The organism is Pseudoalteromonas sp. MMG033, assembly GCF_057197785.1.
In genome coordinates this window covers 4,114,681-4,136,250 of the sequence record NZ_CM170070.1, presented here as the reverse complement: position 1 = coordinate 4,136,250, position 21,570 = coordinate 4,114,681, and the positions used below count along the sequence as shown (strand labels likewise).

The window sequence follows — 21,570 nt, the reverse complement described above, 5'->3', positions numbered from 1 at the left end:
GTGATTTAAACTCGCTGTTTTTAATGTTGAGTAATATCTTATGTTGTTATAATTGAATCTTAATGAATATACGCTGAGTAATATATTGTTATATGACTCAGCGGATATTCATTTTTATTTGAAAAAGTTAATAACAGTGAGTCTTGGTTAATCAAACCATAGTAATGAATTGATTTGATCAGGGTAAGCCGCTCTTAGTTGCGCGAAAGCAAGCCCACCAGATCCAGAAAATAAAGATGGCATTTGTGTCGAGTAATGGCTTGATAGAGCTTTAGTCCTGAGTATCTCTGTCGCTTTTTGAAGGTGTGAAGATAAAGTGCTGTTTTTAATGTGCTTGTGCATAGGTTCCAAAGCATCATAAATGCCAGGTGTACCACAGCATAATCCAGGATGCATATCAGTTAATACATCAGATACCTCTGCAGATAAAGCTAGTTTTAAATGATCTAAGGGTGAACTGTTTGATAACGAATCAGATATAGCTGTACGTGCTAAAAGAGCACCTGATCTGCCGTTGCACCAAGCCCAGTTAGTTTGTGATAAAGGAGATGAACCGATTGTCCTAGCATCTATCCAGCCTTTCTCTTTATCACTCCAGAAATCATCTTCTGCACGCAGAGCTGCAAGGGCACAGTGTGCAGAATCGCTGCGGCCAGAATATTGAGCCCAACGAGCCAAGGCCATAGCTATGCCGCTATTCCCGTGGCTTACATTGCTCATAGCTGCTCTATTTGACAGTGGCCAAGCGACACCTGATTTGTAAGGCTGTGCTTTTTTAATTAGCGTATTCGCTGCAAGTTCAGCAACTTTTTCAATTTTGTTCGATTTGTGCCTTTTGAGGTAAGCTATGCAAGCTAATAGCAACCCAGCTCTGCCATATAGCATTTCATCTAAGCCATGCTCCAGAGCAAGCTTTGCTCCGTAATTCTCTAGGTAAGATCCAGCCAATCTCAATAATTCTGGGCTATCTGTCGCTTCTGAGACTCTAATTAAGGAGAATACTAACCCGCCTAACCCTCGCGCTAATCCACCAGAGCGAGAAATACTTTTTGGGGTCGTGCCGGCTAGAAGTGGACTAAAAATACCCGCAGCAATAGATTTCCACTCTGGGTTATCAGCTACTTTTCCTGCTTCGGCAACAATGATGGCTGTGCCAGCAGCACCTTCATAGAGTGATTCGATATCAGCGTGATTCATGGTCGCACCTAAACCCGGTAAGTAGCTAGCGTATACCCAGTGCTTGGTGCCTTCAAAGCTTTGTGCTGACTCTACTATCGCTTGAACAAAGTTTAATGCATTTTTTTTATGGTCACTGCTTTTTACTGTCTTTACTAATGTCTCATGTCTGAGAGCCAATGATTCTCGGATAGCTGCGCTTTGTAAGTTTTTATCAAAACTATCAATTTGTGAAAGGCGTTGCTTTGCAGCATTTAATGGTGATGCATGTAATTTTAGGCAGCAATCGCAGCCATTAGCTTTGAGTTCAAATTTTGGAATGTCGCCATTAAACATGGACTCTACTTCTAACGGAATAGCTTCTTCAATTGCATCGAAACGCAAGCCTGTTGCTACTTGCAAGTCTGATTTAATAAACTCTTTTCTTTTGCTGGTCGAATCAAGTAATTCTGGAGCATATGAGCGCCCGAGAAAATTCGAGTAGTCCATAGTTGGTCTTGCTAGCAGTCTGATTGGTGTATGTCTAACATCGAATGAAAGACTATCTTGGTTAAGAATAGCCTCCTTATTGCTGCAAATGAAGTTGTGCGCAATTTCAAAGCCTTCAATAACTTGCTCGGTAAATTGCTGAGCAAAGTACGGCTTTTTAGAAATATGTGGCAAATTAGGAAAGTTCTTGGCAATTACTGCATGATGAGAGAATTGTAAATTATCTGAGTCAATACCACATGGTAAGAGATCTTTTCGTGGCGCTTTTAGATATGCGGCCAGCCCACCGATTTCATATTCCCCGGTAGACTCTTCACTCTTATTGCGAATTATAGATTGTAGTCGCATGGGTAAAATACCAAGCTCAAGTACAGATTCTCTCGCATCAAGTCCATCTATTGATAGGCTTCGTTCGAATTTTAGCCGGTTTTCTCCGAAATTTGACAAGCCGAGGCGCGATCTAAATAACGGTTCGGCGTCTACAACGATTGGATATTCGCCCATTGATATAATATTTTCGTGATGAAGGTCACAGCAACCTAATGCGTGTGCCACAGCTGTAAGTATCCCAAAACGTTTATAGCTGCGCTCAATGCTCTGTATGTCATTACATGAGTTGTGCTCTATGAACTCCATAAATCCATAGTCTTTACAGTCGATAATTTTTGGTTCGTAGTAGGGTAAATCGCATGAGGCGTTAGCGACAGTTTTCAGTACAGATGAAAAGAATATTTCAGGCTGTAAAGAGCGAGGTTTGTAAAGGATTTTGTCTTTACCAAAAGATAAAATAGCGGCTGTTCTGCCGTTATTTTGTCTTTACCAAAAGATAAAATAGCGGCTGTTCTGCCGTTATTATGAGGGTCTGAAATGCCAAAAGAGGCATTACTTAACGGTGCTAAGTCTTCAATGTCTATGTTTAAAACATTAGCTATTTCTTTGCTATGAGCATGTGTCCTATTGAGTATTTCAGTTACTAAGTTTTGCCAGTTTTCGAGAGAAACTGAAATGAGTCTTGCTAACTCAGGATATGGTCCACCGAAATCTAGAAGCTCTTGCTCTTTTTCCCATTTAATATATGCATCTAGCATCTGTCGTGGTGCACTTAAACCAAAAGGGTGTTTACCTGGAGGGCATACAGTTGGTCGCCATAAAGGGTTTGATACCAAGCGGAAAGCAGAAAACCGTTGTATCAATAAAGGGTTCAGGATTTTTGCAATGCTCTGTATGAAGCATTCAATAAAATCTTTTTTTAAAGACTCAGGTAGATTTTCCTTTGTTATATTTTTTAGTCGCTTTGAAGCTTTATCCTTCAAAGGCTTATATATTTCGGGAATAAAAGGAGTTGTAAGTAAAGTATTGGCTTCATCTATACTGATCGCGTAAGGCTCTAAAGCTTGCGATTCAATATTAATTTTAGAATCATTGGTATCAATTGTTGAGTTCATGATGCATCCATTCAAAGTTAGGCTTTGATTTTAAAAATATAATGTTGGTTTTATTAAGTTTTACTTTGTCATATTTATATATGATGGGCATGCGCGTATATAATATTACATGCCCAGATTTACATTATAAAATTGCACCTTATACTCTACACTCGATAGAGCACCGGTTGGCTAGGTGCTTCTTTTAATTATGCGCAAGTTAATGAGGCTAAAGAGCCGGCGCAAATGGGTGAAGTTGGTGTACAAGTAGTACACTCCCACGTAGAGGCTGCATTTGCTGTTGTATTTTGTATTGATTCTTTTGCTGTATCAGTGCCAACAAATGGTGGTAAAACGATAGTATGTGAGCCGGTTGTATCTTGGGCAACATTAATCTCTACGCCATCAGGAACATCAACGCCATGCTTCTTAAGTGTTTCGATGGGGTTTTTGAGCATTTCTTCTCTCAAAGATTGATTTACTGCCGTCTCTAATTTAACGCGATCCAAAGCAGAAATTGCAACAGTGCCATGTACTTGTTTCATAAATCTTCTCCATAAGTTATTAATAAGATAAATACGCCATATAACTCGTAAATAAAATTTACTGTTAATGGAATGGTGTAACTTAGTATGTTTTTTAAGTCACATATAAAAAATAACCAGATAATTAAAAAAAGATATTACATCTAGATTACGCGTGTGATTTAACCATTTATATTGGTTTTAAGGAGGAGTGAACTTGACTGTCCCGGCGCCTTTTAAATGCAATTTCTGGTTTTAGTTAGTTACAATCTTTTTTCGAAAATCAATGTTCGCATTTCGCGTAATAATCTGTAATGGATTGTTTTCGATTTGTTACTAAACTTAGTTCCTTATTATTCAATTAAAGTCTAATTGAAATTTTCAAGGAGAGGTTATGCCTACAAATTTGGTTCGCGTTTTGCCGTGTCGGTTGCTGAAGGTGACTGGCAGCCATACCCAGCAGTATTCTGCGCTATCCAGCACTTCTCCTTTTCGTCATTCGTTTTGTAAAAACCGAGTTTGATATAACGCGTGTTTATTGCTTGTTATGTTTTGGCTCGGTCAGTTGTGCTTCAAACTTAATTTAATTAAGGACAAACCATGTCAAATTGCCAATATAAAATTTATCCGCCATTGGGTATTGCTAGAGTAGGAAATGGTCCTGCAATAAAGTCGTTATCTATATCGACTCCTGAAGTACCTTGGGCGCATCTGTATGACACCAATGTTCAATATTTGGTGACCGAGCATGAGCTGGTTACACTGGTAGAGTCGTGTTTTGGTAATAAAACCAAACAAGCCATTAGCCAAATTCATAAAAGCTTGAATGAAGAAAAGACATCCAAGCTCGCTCAAGATGATATTGAAACAGTCACAGAGCTACTTGATTTATCTCATTTAGTGCCAAAAACGCAGATTTCACGTAGCCTTGATAATCTTGTGTTAGAGAATTCGGGTGACGTTTGTTCAGTTATACAGCAAATAAAAGATGCCATCTTAAAAGTGTTGAGCGATCATTATTTGCATGCAGTGAAAAAGCAGGCACAAAACTTTTATATCTATAAATGTGATGAACATGGCAACCCAATCGAAAAGCTTCAACTAGGCGAAGGCGATAAGGTTACTTGGCGTGTTGAGGTGGCAAATAAAAAGTCTTTTTGGTACGACTACAACAACGCGCTTGATCTATCTTTGCAAACAGAAGGGTCTGGCAATCTGAGTAAAAATGTCAGCAAACATCGTATCGCACCAGCGCAGACAGCAAAGCGTCGCAATCCGAATGTGACTACAAATGGCTTAAGAAAGCAGTTGGTGATCTCAAGTCAAGGGTGTATTTCAAGTGGACATCATGGCCAAGTTGCATTGCGCGGCAAGTTTCCAGCAAATGAACCAAATGAAAAAAATCGTTTAAGTGACTTACTCAACCTGCAAGAGCGTCACAACGTATTGCAAGGCAGCCTTGAATGTGCAGAAGATGGAACACTTCGTTTTTATGCGGGCAACGGCGTATCACAAGCCTTGTCGCCATCATCGCTAAATACAGACTTTGCGGATAATTCAAATTGGTTTGATGATATTTGCGATGGTCGTATAACCGCTTTAGTCGAACTTAAAGAAGGTGGTTGTTTTGAGCTTAATGATGAAAGTAATAGCGCTTGGGTAGCGACGACTCCACCAGATTATGCGCCACAAATTGAGCCTTTGGTGACTATGTATGACATGGTCACAGGCGCCGCACTTAAAGAAGGCGATTTAAATACATTAGAAACACAATTTAGCGATGTTTTTCCAATTTTGTACCGTTTGTACAGAATGCAATGGGTGAATCAAGCGGACTTTACGGATAATGCCGTTAATACACAAATTCGTGAATTGAATAGCGAATTGAAATTTGCGCAGTTATTAGATACATCAGCTGCGGCTCAATCACTACGTGAAGGGATCTTTAATCAGTTTAGAAACCCACTGTTTGATGAAGGCGTGACGGACGATGATCCAAATACAAGTGGCAGTATTTGGGTGAGTGACAGCCGTATCATCCCAAGTAAGGACAAAACGAATATCGCAGAGCGCCCAGCGACTTACCCGTTAAAACTGCCTTTTTACCCTAATGACGGGGTTGATTATCCGGGTAGTCCAATGCAGTGGTTTGCTATTCCTCCTTTTATGTATCAACATCTACAAAACTGGGCAGCAGGGAAGTTTACTGTGACTCAAGCTGAAAAAGAGTGTGCAAACACAATTGAAGAGTTAGGTGTTTTTTACAGTGAGCAATTTAAAGCTTCTTCAAACAGTGCGCTATTGTGCGCGCGCGCCGCACTAGATGCGCTATACGGGGGCGGGTTTCACCCAGGGGTTGAATTAACTTGGCCGATGCGCCATGCGTTGATCTACAGCCAAAATGAAGCTGTAAGTAGTGTCACCCCTGATATCAGTTTACTGGGCTTAAGAGAGTTTAGGCTTAAACAAGATCCGAATGGCCTTAAGTCTGAAAATATGTATCAAGACTTTGGTTACTCGATAGGGGTCGAAAACGTCACAGAGTCCGTTATTCCAAACTCTGATTCAGCATGGTTATGGCAAAATACGCCGGGCGATTTGACTAAGTGGATGGGGATCCCTTGGCAGTCTGATGCCGCAAGTTGCCAAGCCGTTTACACTCCAGAAGATTTCCCAATTCCGTCGTGGTGGGCAGCCAACTTGCCAGTCCATGTATTGCCTTTGGCAAGGTATAACAAGTTTAAAGACAGCCAATCTGCAGATTTACCTGAAATTAATGGTATGGCGCATAGCATTGCGCAGGGCATGTCTGAGTCGACTTTTGAACACTTAAGGTTGGAGCAATTCTCACAACGTTTAGAGTGGCTTCATACGGCTGATCTTGGCTTTGTTGGCTACCATGCAGAAGGAGGTTACACCAATGGCTTGATTCAAATGGTGAGTCAGTGGAAAAACATGGGCATGGTGATGGCGAGACCTGTCGAAAACCCAGGTTCTTCAGGTATCCCAAATGTGGTCTATGTTGCCTATAGCGAAGCAGACAAAGATTAACCCTAATACATGAAAAAGGCACTTCGGTGCCTTTAAACAGGAAATAGTAAATGAGCGATGTTTTAGAGTGTGACTGTCTTATTATCGGGGGTGGGATAACTGGTACGGTTGCCGCAAAGCTGTTGCTTGAGCACGGTCATAAGGTGGTGCTGGTGGAGGAAAGTTTCTCCTCAAAAATTCGTTTGGCTGAAAGCCTACCGGCAAGCATAGAGCCTTTATTGGCGCGCATTGGGCTTTTTGAATTGTTGACGTCAGGGTCGCATATTCGTCATACGGGTATGGTGTCTTCGTGGGGCTCACCTTTACTGCAAACAGCGCCTTTAGTGGCGGCACATCATGGTTGGAAAGTAGACAAGCCGTTTTTTATTGAACAAATACGCTCAACATTCCCAAAACAATCCACCTTACTCGGCAGAGTAAAGGATGTTTGTCGTGTCGATCAAGGCTGGCAGTGCAGTATCAATTGTGCTAATACTCAAAATAAACAAGTGATCAAAGCGCGCTTTGTACTTGATGCAAGCGGGCGACAGGGCTATTTGCCAAGAGTGTTGAGCTTGCAACGGCATACGTTTGATAAGCTTAGTGCATTTGTGACAAACATTAGTTTAAAAGCACCGATACAAAATCAGCCTGCGGTGGTTGTTGAGGCCTTTAGAGATGGGTGGACCTTGGTTTCAAAAATCAATGATCACGAGAGTATGCTGGCAATCTTTTGTAATCAGTTCACACCTGATTTTGGTAAGCTAAAGCAATGTGAGAACTGGCATAGCATTGCCAAGCAGACACACTGGTTTAGAAAAGTCCTACCTCAAGAACCATTTGATATAAAAACACTCAATGCGAGTAGTCACATAATTAGTCAACTACATGGCGATAATTGGCTCATCGCGGGGGATGCCGCGATGTCGTTTGACCCCTTATCTTCTCATGGCATGACAACGGCAATTTATATGGCGGAAAAGTCAGCACAAGCAATACATAAAGCATTTGAAGGCGAGCAAACTGCACTAGGCAAATACAGTGAAACCATGACGCAAATCTACAACAGCTATTTGAATGAGCTGCTAGGACATTATCGTCGTGAGCAACGATTCACGGACTCCAAGTTTTGGCAAAGTAAGCAACAGTTTTCAGCACCAGAGGTGCTTAAAGTTGTAGGCTAAATTTGGCTGGGAGCTAGTGGATTAATCCAGCTTATTAATGCGTATAAACACAGTCGATAATATCTACATTTGATGTGCTAGATGGCTAGTTAGCCATGCCTTGTAAGGCTTTGTAATACTTTAATTAAATTCTATCAACTAAAGTAAAGGCAGTGATTATCTGAGCTTAAATGCAGAGGTAATTGGAGTGAGCTTATATCAATAAGGTTATTACCTTTAAGCAATGAAGGAATATAGAAAAAGCAGTTTTATTGATAAAAACTTGCCTTTTAAACTTTCCTTCATGCATAAGGGCGTTAAGGTGTTAAATCCTTGAGTAAACCTTGTATTTGTTCCCTCCTGTTTATTTCAGCTTATGGTTCGGTATTGATTTAATTTGAAAGGTAAGGAAAGACTATGGCTAAGTATTATATTTATCCCGCCATTGGTATTGCACGGTTAGGAAATTCGAAATCAGATTTCTTCCTAGGCCCTGAAGTGCCGCATCAAGATGTGAACCCAAACTATACAGGTAATAACTTAAAAGCATGTTACGAAAACTATAGTCTCACGAATCGCCCAGATGTTGAGTTAGATTACAAAGATAAAAAAGGCAGGGTAAAGCGACAAGCGGCTCGTTTTAGAATTTTTGAGGTCAATGACAGTGGTCAAGTCACACGTGAGATCACTGCTGATGATGCCACAATTAAGTGGGAAGTACAGTTAGCGAACAGGAAATCAATCAACTATAAGTTCGAAGATGCAATGGACTTGGGTGATGCCTCAAGGGATTGTGAACTAAGAAACGCGTTCGTCCAAGACCTTAAAAAGCGTAAAGAACAGCTTCTCATTGATCCTAAACCTCGTACGATTAAAGGTAAAAACAAATCAGGCAATGAATATCATTTTGATGATGGCACCATCTTTGGCGGAACAAGCCAAGAAAAAACCGTTTACCTTGGTGAATTGAGAACTGATGAGCAGGGCAGATTGCTTGTACTTGGTGGTCGAGGTCATTCTAGTAGTTATGAGCAAAAACCGATTGAAACTTTTGCTAATAATGATTATTGGCATGACGATATCTCAGATGGCACTGTCCGCGCTAAAATCATCATTAATAGCGAAGAAGTCGAAGCTGAGCCTGCTATGGTGGCGGTTACGCCACCCAACTTTGCGCCGAATATGCCAGGTGTTGTGACCATGTATGACGTTGTCACTGACTTGATGCTCCGAAAACATGAACTTCCTTCATATTCTGCGAAAACAGAATTTTATCGTGACATTTATCCAGTCCTTAGTAGCTTAGTTGAAAATCAAGGGGTGAATTTAGGCTACTTTATGGTGTTTGGTGATGGCTCTCCCGGTAACTTCAATAACCCGATGTTCTTAGACAAGCTGAAATCAAATTGCGGTTCTAATAAGCCTATCAGGGACGCTGTTTTTAAGCTTTTCCGCCTATCTGAGGAAGACACTAAAGCGCAAAGGAAAAAGCTTGTAAAAGAGCTGATAAAGGAAGGTGGCAGCGAAGATATTGATCCTGCTTTGAAAAAAGGCATCAAAGAAAACCTAGATAAGGCCATTGAAAAGTCGCAGGCATTATTACAAGCATCTCAATTGCCGCCTATTTTCGGTGATCTATATGGGGATGATAACGACTCGCCATTAAAGGGGCTTAGTCTGACGCAAACGCAATATAATCATATGCAAAAGTGGGCTGACGGCGATTTCATTGAAGGGGAAAACGCAAAAAGTAATTTAAAGCCGCTGAAAAATATTACCGATCCGTTGGAGACAATTGAGCCGGTAAATCGTCGCCCATTTGCACTGACACAAACGAACCTTGAGCAATGCTTAGGTGGGCCATTCCACCCAGGAATTGAATTGACTTGGTTTATGCGCCGCTTGAGTATGTGGAATGTGAAAGACAAGTTTGATCCAATGCGGCTGAACATTTTGCCAAAAGATGAAGAGGTGCAAGATTACTTTGGGCCTGTTTTAACACCTCATATTGCATTGAAAGACATGTTTAATGCCAGTGGGCCGGGCACACTAACTCGTTTTATGGGCGTGCCTTGGCAATCTGATGAGGGGAGCTGTCGTTCTAATCAAGATTACGATCCGGCGCAGTATTTACCGACAATTACATATTGGTCGGCGAGGGTACCGAATCAGGTGATGAGTCAGCGATCATTTCAGCAACTTGATAACCATGAACTATCAGAAGTTCAGCGCTTCAAGTACTTCAGCTATCGCCAAGACTGGCTAAGATTTTTGCGAGAAAACCAAGAAAACCCCAGAGTTAAGATGGTTGATAACTGGGATAAAATGGGGATTGTCGTTAAAAAGCCCATTAAAAGTCCTATCTCACTTGAGGGAACAGAGGTTAATGAAGTTTGGGTTGAATCTCAAGTAGACGAACGCTATTTAGTTAAAGATGCCAGTTATCGACAGCTTCTTAATATACAGCAACTGGCGGGGCTAGAGAGTGGACAAGGCGCCAGCGCTGAGTCTGAAGATGCGATAAATCAACTGGATAAGGAAGAGAGCAAAGCGGCCAAGCAAAATCTTCCACCGCGCAAAATTATCACGCGTCAAAATCAGCGATAGTTATGACGTCAATGAATTATCAAGTAGTCATTATGGGTGCAGGTGTTGCGGGTATTACCGCAGCACTTGTGCTCGCTAAAAACGGCGTTAAAGTTGCGGTTGTGGATAAAAACTCGAGACAAAAGCAAAGCTTTGGAGAGTGTGTTCATGGAACAATACAACCGATTTTATCTGAATTAAATTTATTTGAGCAATTTTGCCGTGATGGCCATTTTGAATTGCAAGGGTATGAAGTCGACTGGGATAGAGAAGGCCGTTACGAGCGAAACCTAATTGCCAGTCCATACGGAACAGGATGGATTTTAAATAGAGAACGGTTTGATAACAGTTTATTCAGAGCAGCTTTGGCGGCGGGTGTGGATTTTTTCTGGAATACCAGATTAATAGACATTGGCCGCGATAATAATAAGTGGCAGCTGCAATTAAAAAGCACAGAGCGGGTATTTCCTAATACCAACCAAAAGCAGTATTTGACTGCCAGTTATATTGTGGATGCAACAGGGCGTGCTCGGGTATTAACTCGAAAGCTTAATATTGCAGAAAAAAAAGCGGACGCTTTAATGGCATGTTGCACATATTTACATCACGATGGCAGAGCGCTGATGGGCAAGCAAACAGCGGTGATAAAAAGCAGCCCGAATGGTTGGTGGTATTTGGCACCGTTTTCACAAACAATGGCGACATTATGCTTTTTTACAGATAATGATTTAGATATGCCTAAATCACATTCTGCATTGCTGCATCATGCAAATGAGCTTACTTATTTAAAGCCTTATTTAGCCCTGTGCGACCTAGAAAGAACAACTGAATTTAAAGCGATTTCTTCTTACTCTTCCTGTCTAGCGAGTTGCGTTGGAGAAGGGTGGATAGCTATCGGTGATGCGGCTTGTAGTTATGATCCACTTTCTTCTTATGGGATCACGTCAGCGATGGGCAGTGCCTATTATGGTGCAACAGCGATAGTTCAAGCCATGGCGCAGGAACAAGACTCTTTAGCGCAATATCAGCAGCTTATGCATGAGCAGTTCCTAACCTATGTGATTGACAAAAACAAAGAGTATCAGCGTGTTACACAGTACGATACGGACTTTTGGAAAAGACGACAATATTAGATCTTTTTAAGTGTATTTAATTTAAAGTTTTGTTAATTTTTAACTTGTGGCTCTATTGGTGTTTTGCAATCGCTTGGCGCCTATATCAAGCAGATCATCTTTTAATTAAATGCGTATTTTTAGATAAGGAAATAACAATGGATTTTGATTTTGCAGTAGAACAAATTAAATTGGTTGGCCATGAGCAAGGCTATGAAATGTCAGAGGGTAGCCGTACTTTTGAAATATTTATTGATAATCATCATGCTGTTGCATACAGAATAGTCGCAAGCAGCTCGTCTGGGTACATTCAAGTACATCAATGGGAAGCAGGGGATGCTGATTCTGACGGCCAGTACGGCAGGGGAGTATACTCCTTGCGAAATTACAGCGATGTAGCGCATTTTTGTAATATTCTTGTAGCCAGTGCTTATATTCGCGCCCGAAGAAAAGACTAAAGCACAGTTAGTTTGATGCTGTTAAGTTTTCGCGAGCAGCTCAATTTGTAATTCAGTAAGGATATTTACCATTTTTGGTGGTAAATATCTTTTATGTTAATTAGCCATGATCTAGATTTATAACTCAAACGGATAGCCTTTAACGTGTTGCTTATAAATTATTAGGCGTTAATTGATGCACAGTGATGTACTATATAAAGTGAACTTTTCCTTTTTTGTAACCTAGTCTTTTAATTGAAATACCCTTGTCTTTTTTAGAATTCCCTTCGTGATGAAAAGCACTTTTTTAACATCTGTCTGTATAAATGCTTGCTTTTTTGTTTCTGTACCAATACTGTATAAATAACCAGTTTTTGGTTGAGCAATTCAGTCTACTCCAAAATTACAAATAATATAAGGATGAAAAATGTTTGTTGTGCTGCTTAAGTTTTCAGATAATAAATCTCAAGCCAGCGAGTATATGAGTGCGCATAATCAATGGATTAAGCAAGGTTTTGATGATGGCGTATTTATACTGGTGGGAAGTTTGCAACCTGGGCTTGGAGGATCTGTGATTGCGCATAATACATCCCTTGAAGACTTACAAACACGAGTTAATGCAGATCCTTTTGTGGCTGCAAATGTCGTTGCTGCTGAAATTTTAGAAATAGATCCTAAAAAGACGGACGAAAGGCTGTCATTCTTGTTGGGTCAATGATTGTATGAGTGCAATAGTAACAAGTGAAGATGGCCAAAAGCGTTGCAAGTGGACGGCCTCTGTCCCTGAATTTATTGACTACCATGATACAGAGTGGGGTTTTCCTGTCGGTGATGATATTCGCCTATTTGAAAAACTGTGTCTTGAAAGTTTTCAATCTGGTTTAAGCTGGAGAACAATATTAGCAAAGCGAGAGAATTTTCGACGAGCATTCATAGGGTTCGACTTTAATAAAATTGCGGATTTTACTGATGCAGACATTACGCGATTACTATCGGATCAAGGCATCGTTCGCCATCGCGGAAAAATAGAAGCCACTATTAATAATGCGAAAAAAGCCCAAGAAATGGTCGCTGAGATGGGATCGCTCGCAGCCTACTTTTGGCGTTATGAACCATCACCTGAAAGTATGAATGAGCCACAAACGCAATCGACTTCAGATGTGTCTAAAGCGATAGCGAAAGATTTGAAAAAAAGAGGTTGGGAGTTTGTAGGCCTTACAACAGTGTATGCTTTTATGCAGGCAATGGGGTTGATTAATGATCATGCTGCAGAGTGTATTATCAGATCCAAGGTTGAAAAAGCGCGTCAGCAATTTAAAAGACCGTAATTACCTTGATGTGTTTCAATCTAGAAATCGTTTAATGACTTAAAGCTGAGTTAAAAACCATTAACTCAGCTTTACATGCGATTGCACAATGAAAAATAATTAATGCTAGTTATATCAGTATGTTACGATTTATCTAGCGCTTGCGATACATCTGCAATGATGTCATCGATATGCTCTATACCCACTGAAATACGAACGAGATCTTCACTTACACCAGCTGAAGCCAACTCTGCTTTATTTAACTGTCTATGTGTAGTTGACGCAGGGTGGCAAGCTAATGATTTTGCATCACCAATATTGACCAACCGCAGGATCATATTTAAAGCATCGATAAATCGAGTACAGGCTTCAATACCACCTTTGATGCCAAAACTTAAAATCCCAGAAGCTTTGCCGCCAGTAATTTTATGACAGGCATCATGATCTGGGCTGCTTGCAAGGGCGGCGTAATTAACCCATTCGATTTTTGGGTGCTGTTGTAAATATTCCGCTAATTTTTGCGCGTTTTCACAATGACGATCCATTCTTAGCCCAAGGGTTTCTATACCTTGAAGAATTTGAAATGCGTTCATCGGTGATAGTGCTGCGCCGGTGTTTCTCAGCGGGGCAACACGACATCGGCCAATATAAGCCGCTTCAGCAAAAGCTTCCGTGTATACCACGCCATGATAAGAAGGATCGGGCTCGTTCATGACTGCAAACCGTTCTTTATTTGCAATCCAATCAAATTTACCTGAGTCAACAATGATGCCGCCAATTGTCGTACCATGGCCGCCCATATATTTCGTTAATGAATGTACGACAATATCTGCGCCCAGCTCAAAAGGGCGGCACAAATAAGGGGTTGCTACCGTATTGTCTACAATAACTGGTACACCGTGTTTGTGCGCTATTTCTGCAATACGGCTGATATCGACGATATTGCCTGCGGGATTACCTATGGACTCACAAAAAACAGCTTTAGTGTTGCTATCAATTGCAGCTTCGAAGCCATCAAAGTCATCATAAGAAACCATCTTGACTTGAACGCCTTGCCTTGGCAATGAGTGAGCAAATAGGTTATATGTGCCTCCATAGAGTTGGCTGGTACTAATGATATTGTCGCCAACCTCAGTGAGGCATTGTATTGCGTATGTAATTGCAGCCATGCCTGATGACACCGCTAATGCGCCGATACCGCCTTCCATTGCCGCAACGCGTTTTTCTAGCACATCATTGGTTGGATTCATGATCCGTGTGTAAATATTGCCAGGTACTGCGAGGTTAAATAGGTCAGCACCATGTTCTGTGTTATCAAAAGTATATGAGGTTGTTTGATAAATGGGCACTGCCGCAGATTTGGTTGTGGGCTCGGATGTATATCCTTCATGTAAAGCGATTGATTCTAATTTCACAAAACTCTCCCTAACTTAAGTGTAATTGATATAAACGCCTGACTATTGTGATGATAATCTTGCTCTATTTAGCATTTTAAGATGTCTTCGTTATATCAACTTTAAAAAATCCAAATTGAACATAGCATACTTTTTGGACGTTGAGATAACTCAAAGAGACAGTTGAACTGAAGAGAGAAAAAATACGAATTAGTCTATGGTCTGGTATCTCTAAGGTGTGTGAGTTGGATAATTTGCTGGCATGACAACAGCTCGTTCCGATGTTGCAAGTAAAATAAGTCATGGAGCAACATTACAATTGTTATCTATCTAAAATAGGGAAAGCGATATGAAAGTGAAAATCAACGCGATTGGGCCTTCAGCCAAAGAGTTTGTATAATTACGCACTGATGTTGGTTGGGGTGATACAGATTTAAATATGGCGGCATTGAGTTTGGAGCAGTCGCTATTTCATGTTACTGCGCGGGTAGACTCAAAGCTTGTTGGAATGGGCAGGGTTATAGGTGATGGCGCCTTATTTTTCTATATTCAAGATCTCGCAGTACATCCAAATTATCAACAAACAGGGATAGGCGGTATGTTGATGGCGCAGATTGAAAGTTGGTTGGCTGATAATGCTTCAAAAGGCGCAACGATTGGTCTTATGTCAGCGAGAGGGAAAGAGTCGTTTTACGCACGTTACGGCTATGGTCAAAGAACGGGTATGCCTTTAGGTCATGGTATGTGTAAATTCATTAAGTAGTTTTAGTAGTCATTGGTTCATATCACGTCATTCACTGACTTAAAGCTCCCTTTAAGATCCTTGAAAGAAGCCTTTACATTGCTCACTATTGGTGATTAAGCTTCGCAAGTCCATAGGGAGTAATCTTTTCAGTGGTATAAAAGTGCAACAAATCCATCAATAGTAGGTTAATTACAGCCTGTAATAGTATATTGAATATAACTATTATCTGTCTGAAATTTATATTAAAAGAAAAGCACATGTCTGAAAAGCAAACAGACTACCATCTTACTGCTCACATCTAAATCTTGAACATTTCTTATGCTGTGTGTATCCTGCGCCTTTTTTGTAAACATTGGTGAGGAAATTGCAATTGAATAGTGCGGTAAGTAAGATTTGCCTCGCAGGCTTGATAGGCATAATGTCAGGTTGCGGTGGCGGATCTTCAGATACGAAGGAAGAAGGTATAACACAGCCAGTTGTTGTTAATAGTGTACCGGTGGTGTCTATTGAAGGGCAAATGCATTCAGATGAGATGCAAGCTATTAGTTTGGTTGCAAATGGACATGATAAAGAGAGTCAATTGCTGAGCTATACATGGTCACATGATGGAGGTTCGGCGATTGCCGTCGATGGTGAAAACAACGCCAGTATTACCGCACGCAGCAATGATTTAGTAAAGGACACGGCGATCACATTTTCTGTCACCGTGTCAGACGAACAAGGTGCAACAGCAACAGCGACTCATTTGGTGACATTCATTGACACCCCTGTTTTGACAATTGAGGCACAAGAACATGCCATCGAGCAATCCTCCTTTTCTGTAAAGGCTGGTGTTTCAACGAGTAAAGAAATTACGTCTTATGAGTGGACGAGCAATGCACCAGATTATGTTGAAGTGATTGGTACAGATACCGATACACTTGTAATAAGCAGTGGTGATATCAACGAAGATATTCCGATCACTTTTAATCTGACTGTCACAGATGAGACAGGCGGCAAGGCGACATCATCTACTTCGGTTGTGATTAAGGCATTTGAACAACAATTAAAAATATCGGGCAAGGTAACAGATCAGCCTATTGAAAACGCCAATGTTAAAGCGCAGATTGGTGATAAGGCATTTACGGCAGTCGCAAATAGTCTTGGCGAATACACGCTTGCTATCAATTTAGAGCAAGGTGAAGAGGCGTATGCAAATGAATTAGTGAAGCTGAGCGCAACAGGTCAAGATAAACAAAGCTTTGTTGAGTTTGTCTCGCAGCTAGGGTCTTTGTCTCAACTTAGCTTAGCAGCTGGCGATGATGAAGTTCTTGATGCAGAAGAAAAATTTGGTGTAAATGTAACCAATGTGACAACTGCTGAGTTTGTATTATTGTCTAAATTTGACGATGCATTTAATTCTAATGAGCTTCTTGAGCAACGTAAACTTAGTGTCAGTGCCAAAGAAAAGTTAGATATTGCAACTTTGCTCAAAGCGATTGTAGATAATGACACAGTAGACCTGCCTGACGGGTATGCTACAACGTTAGAATTGGTGAAGGACGAAAATGTCGCTACTCAGTACCTTGCCCAATTAAAAGAAGAGCAGCCTGAGCTCATTGAGCGCACTATCGATGCTTTGAAGTCGGACGCTGATTTACTGCAGCCCGCTGAGATCATCTTAGATGAAGTTTTGTGGGTAACTGAACCTGATTTTCAATATGGTATTTACTTCGGTCTTGAGCTGAACGACGATAATACTGGTTATTATATATTAAACGAGCGACATAAAGTGTCTTGGGAGCGTGAAAATAATCGTGTTGTAGTTACTTTTTTAGAGCCTGCTACACTCAATTACAACGCTTATATGGATGAATACCACTTTCTAGAACTTAATCGTATCGAGTTAGATTTCTACGCGCAAAATGCGCACTTTAACTCTGCAACCGTTACCTTTATTGGCGATGCTTATGTGGATTCAAAGTTACAGACCCGTCAGTTCTCTTTTCACTCTCAAACTTATACAAAAAGTAGCTTCGCGCAATTGTCTCAGCCTACATTGGAGGGAACTTGGTCATTACATAAAATAATCGACGCGACAGAAGACCTATACTATGAGTATGAGTTTGATGAGAACGGTATAGCTACAAATTTACAAAGCTCAGAGCAAAGCAAGTGGCAAATCTCGGGGAATGAACTTACCTTTCAACAAGGTAACAGAATACAAATATTGCAGCTTATTGCGCATAATGATTTTGGTTATCATTTTATGGGTCACACCATAGAAAATGACCAAATAACTCAATCCTATAACGCGTATATGGTTAAGCATCAAGATGTAAGTTTTGATACATTTGATTATCAACGTACTTGGGTAAGGTTAAAAGACATTCACAATAATGTATTTAGACTTGATGAACAGGGGTTGGTTCATTATGGTCTTAGCACTGGGAGGCAGTATTCGCTAGAATCCGGAAAGCTCGTATCATATACCTATTCTTTTGATGGGAAAAGAAGGTATATGGCTTGTGAAAATAGCGAGTTATGTGTTCGTACTACTGAATACTCTTATAAGTTATTAGCTGTTTCTGGCGATAAAATCGCAGTTAATTATACTCTCAATCTCCTAGACCGCGATTATGCTTTTGAGATGATAAAGTTTATCGAAGTAACAGACAAACAGGGGCTACTGTTGTCTTTTGATGATGCGTTGTCAGAAAGTGAAATTAATTTATATAGCGAAAATGGAAATATCATAACTAATGTTAATTTTTGTTATGAAGATAAGCCTTGCGAGTTATCCCTAAGGTTCATCAACCAAGAGAGATCTGACTATTATTCATTTGAAAAGCGAGAAGGCTACTATGAGTTAACGTCACCGTATGACAATAGCAAATTTTTCCTTGAAGTCACTGAGCTTGGTTACCAAACTTATGCCATATGCTTAAAATCGGAGCTCACTGCCGCATGTGATGAATCAAATACCTCCGTTTATACGACAACGCCGGTCACCTTTCCTGTTACAACTAAAACCAATGGATCTGGCCGTATAGATTTACGTACAGAAAATGTTCCTCTTGGCGAGAGTATTGGCCTTCGAGTATTAGCAGATGAAGGCTACTATATTTCTGCTCTAAACATATGTGGTCAAGACTACTCTGTAGCTTTAGAAGATATTCCAACTGAATTTTCTCATACAGAAAAGTATTTCGGTGCATGTGAAATCGAAGCAACGTTTGAAGAAAAGCTACCAGTATATGGTCAACATATTTTATATGATTCGTCTTTATATCTCCCCCTGCTACATGAATTGAAATTTAACCCTAATGGAGAAGGGGTTTATAGATTTAATGAAAGCGCTGATTACACACATAGGATAAATTTCGTTTGGGATAATTTATCTGAGTATCATACTCGTGCTGAGTTTGAATACATTTTTTCAGTTAATTTCGCAAGTTACTATGCGGATGTTTTAACTGAAAGTGACCTTTATCAACCTATTAATGCCTTGGAGTTTAGCTATTTAGATGACAAGTCTTTAGTTTGGGCACTTGATGAAGGTGAAAGTCATGATGGTATAGGTTTTGAACTTGGCCCTGTTCTCCATAAAGATTTTGCAGGGGAAGAAGTTCAGGAGGTGACTAACTGGGAAGGAAATTGGGTTTTTGTATATCAAAATTCATATACATATTATGAAATTGAGATTGCAGCAGATGGTCAGGCGTTGTTAAAAGCTTTCTCAGAGCAAGGTTTTCAAACTAGCCAAGTACAATTGAGCTGGGAAGTAGATGAATTAGGGCAATTGAAATTAACTTCTCTAGATAATACTTTCGACACTTATATTTTAAAGCCTGTTAATCAGCATAATGGTTTTATTCAAATAGAGACTCGAGACTCTCATTGGTTTGATGGTAATAGCTATTTCCAAAACGGAATAGGCATCATGGCAAAAGCAATGGATGAGCCATTAACTATTGAAAAACTCGCTGGGCAGTGGCGCTTTAAGCGGAGCCCTGAGTCAAGCGTGTATCATGGCTTTGTTATAAATGAAGACGCATCAGTAAATAAGTATGCTAAGTTTGGTGATGTTCAACTGGACGAGAATGCTTTTGTTGTCAGGTATTATCTCGATTACTCTCCAGAGTGTGAGACCGACCCAACGTTTTGCATAGTAGAGCAATCAGAGCGATTTAAGGTATTGTCTAAAAATAATGGGTTGGTGTTACTAGCAAAAAGTAATGGTGAATATCATATCGCTGAACACAGCTCCGACATGCATGTTGAGCAATTTATTCCAAGTGCATTAGATAGATTTAGCTTTTACTACCTAAAAGGTGAGAGGTATGTAGCAGGAGACATATACTACAGATACTTTGATGAGGAAAAAAATAGCTGGGACACTTCATCAATCTTTAACGAAACAAGCGGGGCTGCAAAATTCATTGACGGGAAGTTTTATCAACAAACCCCGCAAGGCGCTTATTGGATTGCACCCGTTATGCATATACCTAATGGCATTAAGGTATGCGTATATCAAGACGGCCAAAGTTGTGAGCAAGGGATTGAACAAACTTGGTTATACCAAACCCCAGGTTTTGATATTACGCTAGATGTCAGTCAAGGTGGAGTGGTCAACACTGGTGCATCATTAGAAAATGTACCTTTTTATAATGATACTCACATGACACTATTGGCTGATGAAGGTTATCGCATTGCTGACTTTGATGGGTGTAATGCGCGTTTCGTATGGGAAAGTAGTATTTCTGAGATTGGTATTGTTGTACCTTCGCTTGTGTCTGATTGCACATTGAAGGTGTCGTTTGAGCAGGATAATGGGCAACCTATACTTGATTCGCTGGGTATTGAAGATCCAGCCTTTAAAGCTTGCTTAGAAAACCAAGGCAATATCTTTCCACAATATTCGAACTATTTTTATTGTTACGCACATTCTGATGAAAACCTTAAAATTGATAATTTTAATGGAATAGAGCAGTTTAAATTTTTAACGTCAATGTCTTTTAATAACGTTAGTTTATCTGGGCAGGCGCTTGCTGACCTTGAAAATTTGACGCAATTAGAATCACTGGATTTTTCAGGTGGCGATTTTACTGATTTAAATTTACGTGGTTTCGATAGTTTGAATGACTTACGATTACTTGATGGTTCGTCAGTGACAAGCATTGCACTACCCACACACAGCACATTAGAGAATTTACAGATAGAGGGTGCATTGATCAGTGAACTAGATTTGTCTAATCAGGTTAGTTTAAAAAGCTTATCAATCAGAAGTTCAACCCTAACACATTTGGATTTAACTAATAATGTTGAGCTAAGTTCATTGAATATCGAGTGGAGTAAAATAGAGCGTATTTCAGGTGTGACAACAGCACATAAAATACAAAGTATATATGCTCAACACTCTGCACTGACTGCGTTGGATTTACGTAATTTTGATGATATTGAGTTTATCGATTTAAGCGAAACGCCAATCACTTTGCTAGAGCTTGGTGGAAATTCATTGCTGACGTCACTTGACGCGTCTAATTCACATCTAGCCCGTTTAGATGTTGAACCTGGTACCTACGCCTTGTCTTACTTGACACTCAATCATACGAAAATTGAAGCTCTAGATTTGAGCTACTTTGAGCAGTTACGTTCTTTGGAAGTTGCTTCTACTCCTTTGACGAGCTTAAGCTTAGAAAGCAATGAGAATCTATCTTCACTAAACGCTGCCGAGGCAAAACTTATTGAGGTTAAATTTGGAGAATTACAGACTTTATATAATGTTAACCTAGATGGAAACCCATTAACAAAGTTTGAGTTTAACGAGAGCATGACCTATTTGAATGATTTAAGTCTATCAAATACAAATGTGACTGAGTTGCATATACCTCAGGGAACAAACTTACAGTTTTTGCACTTCTCAAACAATACACTGGGAAATATAACTGGTGTTGAGCATATATCAACAATGAATCCAACGTTCTGGTTATTTGATACGACTATTAGCGATGAACTATTGCAGTATATTCAAAGCAATAATGTACAAGTTTATCAATAATTAATTTGGGGGCCTGTGCCCCCAAATTCACTATATTCTTATTTGAAAATGTGATAAATCTGGCGTTTTCAATCATACCCACCTGCACGATACATCGTGGTTAAAACGCCTTTTTCTTTCATAGTTTCTATGCCGTTTTGTGT

At 40.1% G+C, this 21,570-nt stretch carries 13 protein-coding genes; 9 read left to right on the top strand and 4 right to left on the bottom strand.

The annotated features are described in order from the left end of the window. Window positions 1-147: 147 nt before the first annotated feature. The 3 genes from lanM to AC2CZC_RS17965 form a co-directional block, all read right to left on the bottom strand. Entirely contained in the window at window positions 148-2,430 is a 2,283-nt protein-coding gene (gene lanM / locus AC2CZC_RS17975) for a type 2 lanthipeptide synthetase LanM (RefSeq protein WP_484584900.1), read from the bottom strand. After that, window positions 2,376-3,110, bottom strand: coding sequence for a DUF4135 domain-containing protein (locus AC2CZC_RS17970; RefSeq protein WP_484582854.1), 735 nt, complete (start codon window positions 3,108-3,110; stop codon window positions 2,376-2,378). The genes lanM and AC2CZC_RS17970 overlap by 55 nt, the downstream gene beginning before the upstream one ends. Before the next feature lie 188 nt (window positions 3,111-3,298). Further along, window positions 3,299-3,634 carry a hypothetical protein gene (locus tag AC2CZC_RS17965; protein WP_484582853.1) on the bottom strand — a complete coding sequence of 112 codons (336 nt, stop codon included), beginning with the start codon at window positions 3,632-3,634 and terminating at the stop codon, window positions 3,299-3,301. Between the two features lie 579 nt (window positions 3,635-4,213). Between AC2CZC_RS17965 and AC2CZC_RS17960 the strand changes: the two genes are divergently transcribed. From AC2CZC_RS17960 to AC2CZC_RS17930, 7 genes are all read left to right on the top strand, one after another. After that, the gene (locus AC2CZC_RS17960; protein ID WP_484582852.1) at window positions 4,214-6,664 is read left to right on the top strand and encodes a LodA/GoxA family CTQ-dependent oxidase; all 2,451 of its coding nucleotides are present in this window, start codon (window positions 4,214-4,216) and stop codon (window positions 6,662-6,664) included. A 50-nt stretch (window positions 6,665-6,714) separates the two neighbouring features. Beyond that, window positions 6,715-7,827: a tryptophan 7-halogenase gene (locus AC2CZC_RS17955; protein ID WP_484582851.1), complete on the top strand. Its 1,113-nt coding sequence runs from the start codon at window positions 6,715-6,717 to the stop codon at window positions 7,825-7,827. Between the two features lie 396 nt (window positions 7,828-8,223). Then, window positions 8,224-10,413 (top strand): LodA/GoxA family CTQ-dependent oxidase, encoded by a 2,190-nt coding sequence (locus AC2CZC_RS17950; protein WP_484582850.1) that lies wholly within the window; start codon window positions 8,224-8,226, stop codon window positions 10,411-10,413. A gap of 11 nt (window positions 10,414-10,424) precedes the next feature. After that, complete coding sequence (locus tag AC2CZC_RS17945) at window positions 10,425-11,525, top strand: NAD(P)/FAD-dependent oxidoreductase (RefSeq protein WP_484582849.1); 1,101 nt, start codon at window positions 10,425-10,427, stop codon at window positions 11,523-11,525. A 137-nt stretch (window positions 11,526-11,662) separates the two neighbouring features. Then, a complete protein-coding gene (locus AC2CZC_RS17940) occupies window positions 11,663-11,962 on the top strand; it encodes a hypothetical protein (protein WP_484582848.1) in 300 nt (99 codons plus the stop codon). A gap of 406 nt (window positions 11,963-12,368) precedes the next feature. Then, window positions 12,369-12,659 carry a YciI family protein gene (locus tag AC2CZC_RS17935; protein ID WP_484582847.1) on the top strand — a complete coding sequence of 97 codons (291 nt, stop codon included), beginning with the start codon at window positions 12,369-12,371 and terminating at the stop codon, window positions 12,657-12,659. 4 nt (window positions 12,660-12,663) lie between these two features. Beyond that, on the top strand, window positions 12,664-13,269 hold the full coding sequence (locus AC2CZC_RS17930) for a DNA-3-methyladenine glycosylase I (protein WP_484582846.1): 606 nt from the start codon (window positions 12,664-12,666) through the stop codon (window positions 13,267-13,269). A gap of 122 nt (window positions 13,270-13,391) precedes the next feature. On the opposite strand, the gene AC2CZC_RS17925 is transcribed toward AC2CZC_RS17930, so the two are convergent. Next, window positions 13,392-14,663, bottom strand: a complete 1,272-nt coding sequence (locus AC2CZC_RS17925) for an O-acetylhomoserine aminocarboxypropyltransferase/cysteine synthase family protein (RefSeq protein WP_484582845.1) — start codon at window positions 14,661-14,663, stop codon at window positions 13,392-13,394. A 418-nt stretch (window positions 14,664-15,081) separates the two neighbouring features. Between AC2CZC_RS17925 and AC2CZC_RS17920 the strand changes: the two genes are divergently transcribed. Next, complete coding sequence (locus AC2CZC_RS17920) at window positions 15,082-15,405, top strand: GNAT family N-acetyltransferase (protein ID WP_484582844.1); 324 nt, start codon at window positions 15,082-15,084, stop codon at window positions 15,403-15,405. 352 nt (window positions 15,406-15,757) lie between these two features. Then, window positions 15,758-21,427, top strand: coding sequence for a leucine-rich repeat domain-containing protein (locus AC2CZC_RS17915; RefSeq protein WP_484582843.1), 5,670 nt, complete (start codon window positions 15,758-15,760; stop codon window positions 21,425-21,427). Window positions 21,428-21,570: the final 143 nt, after the last annotated feature.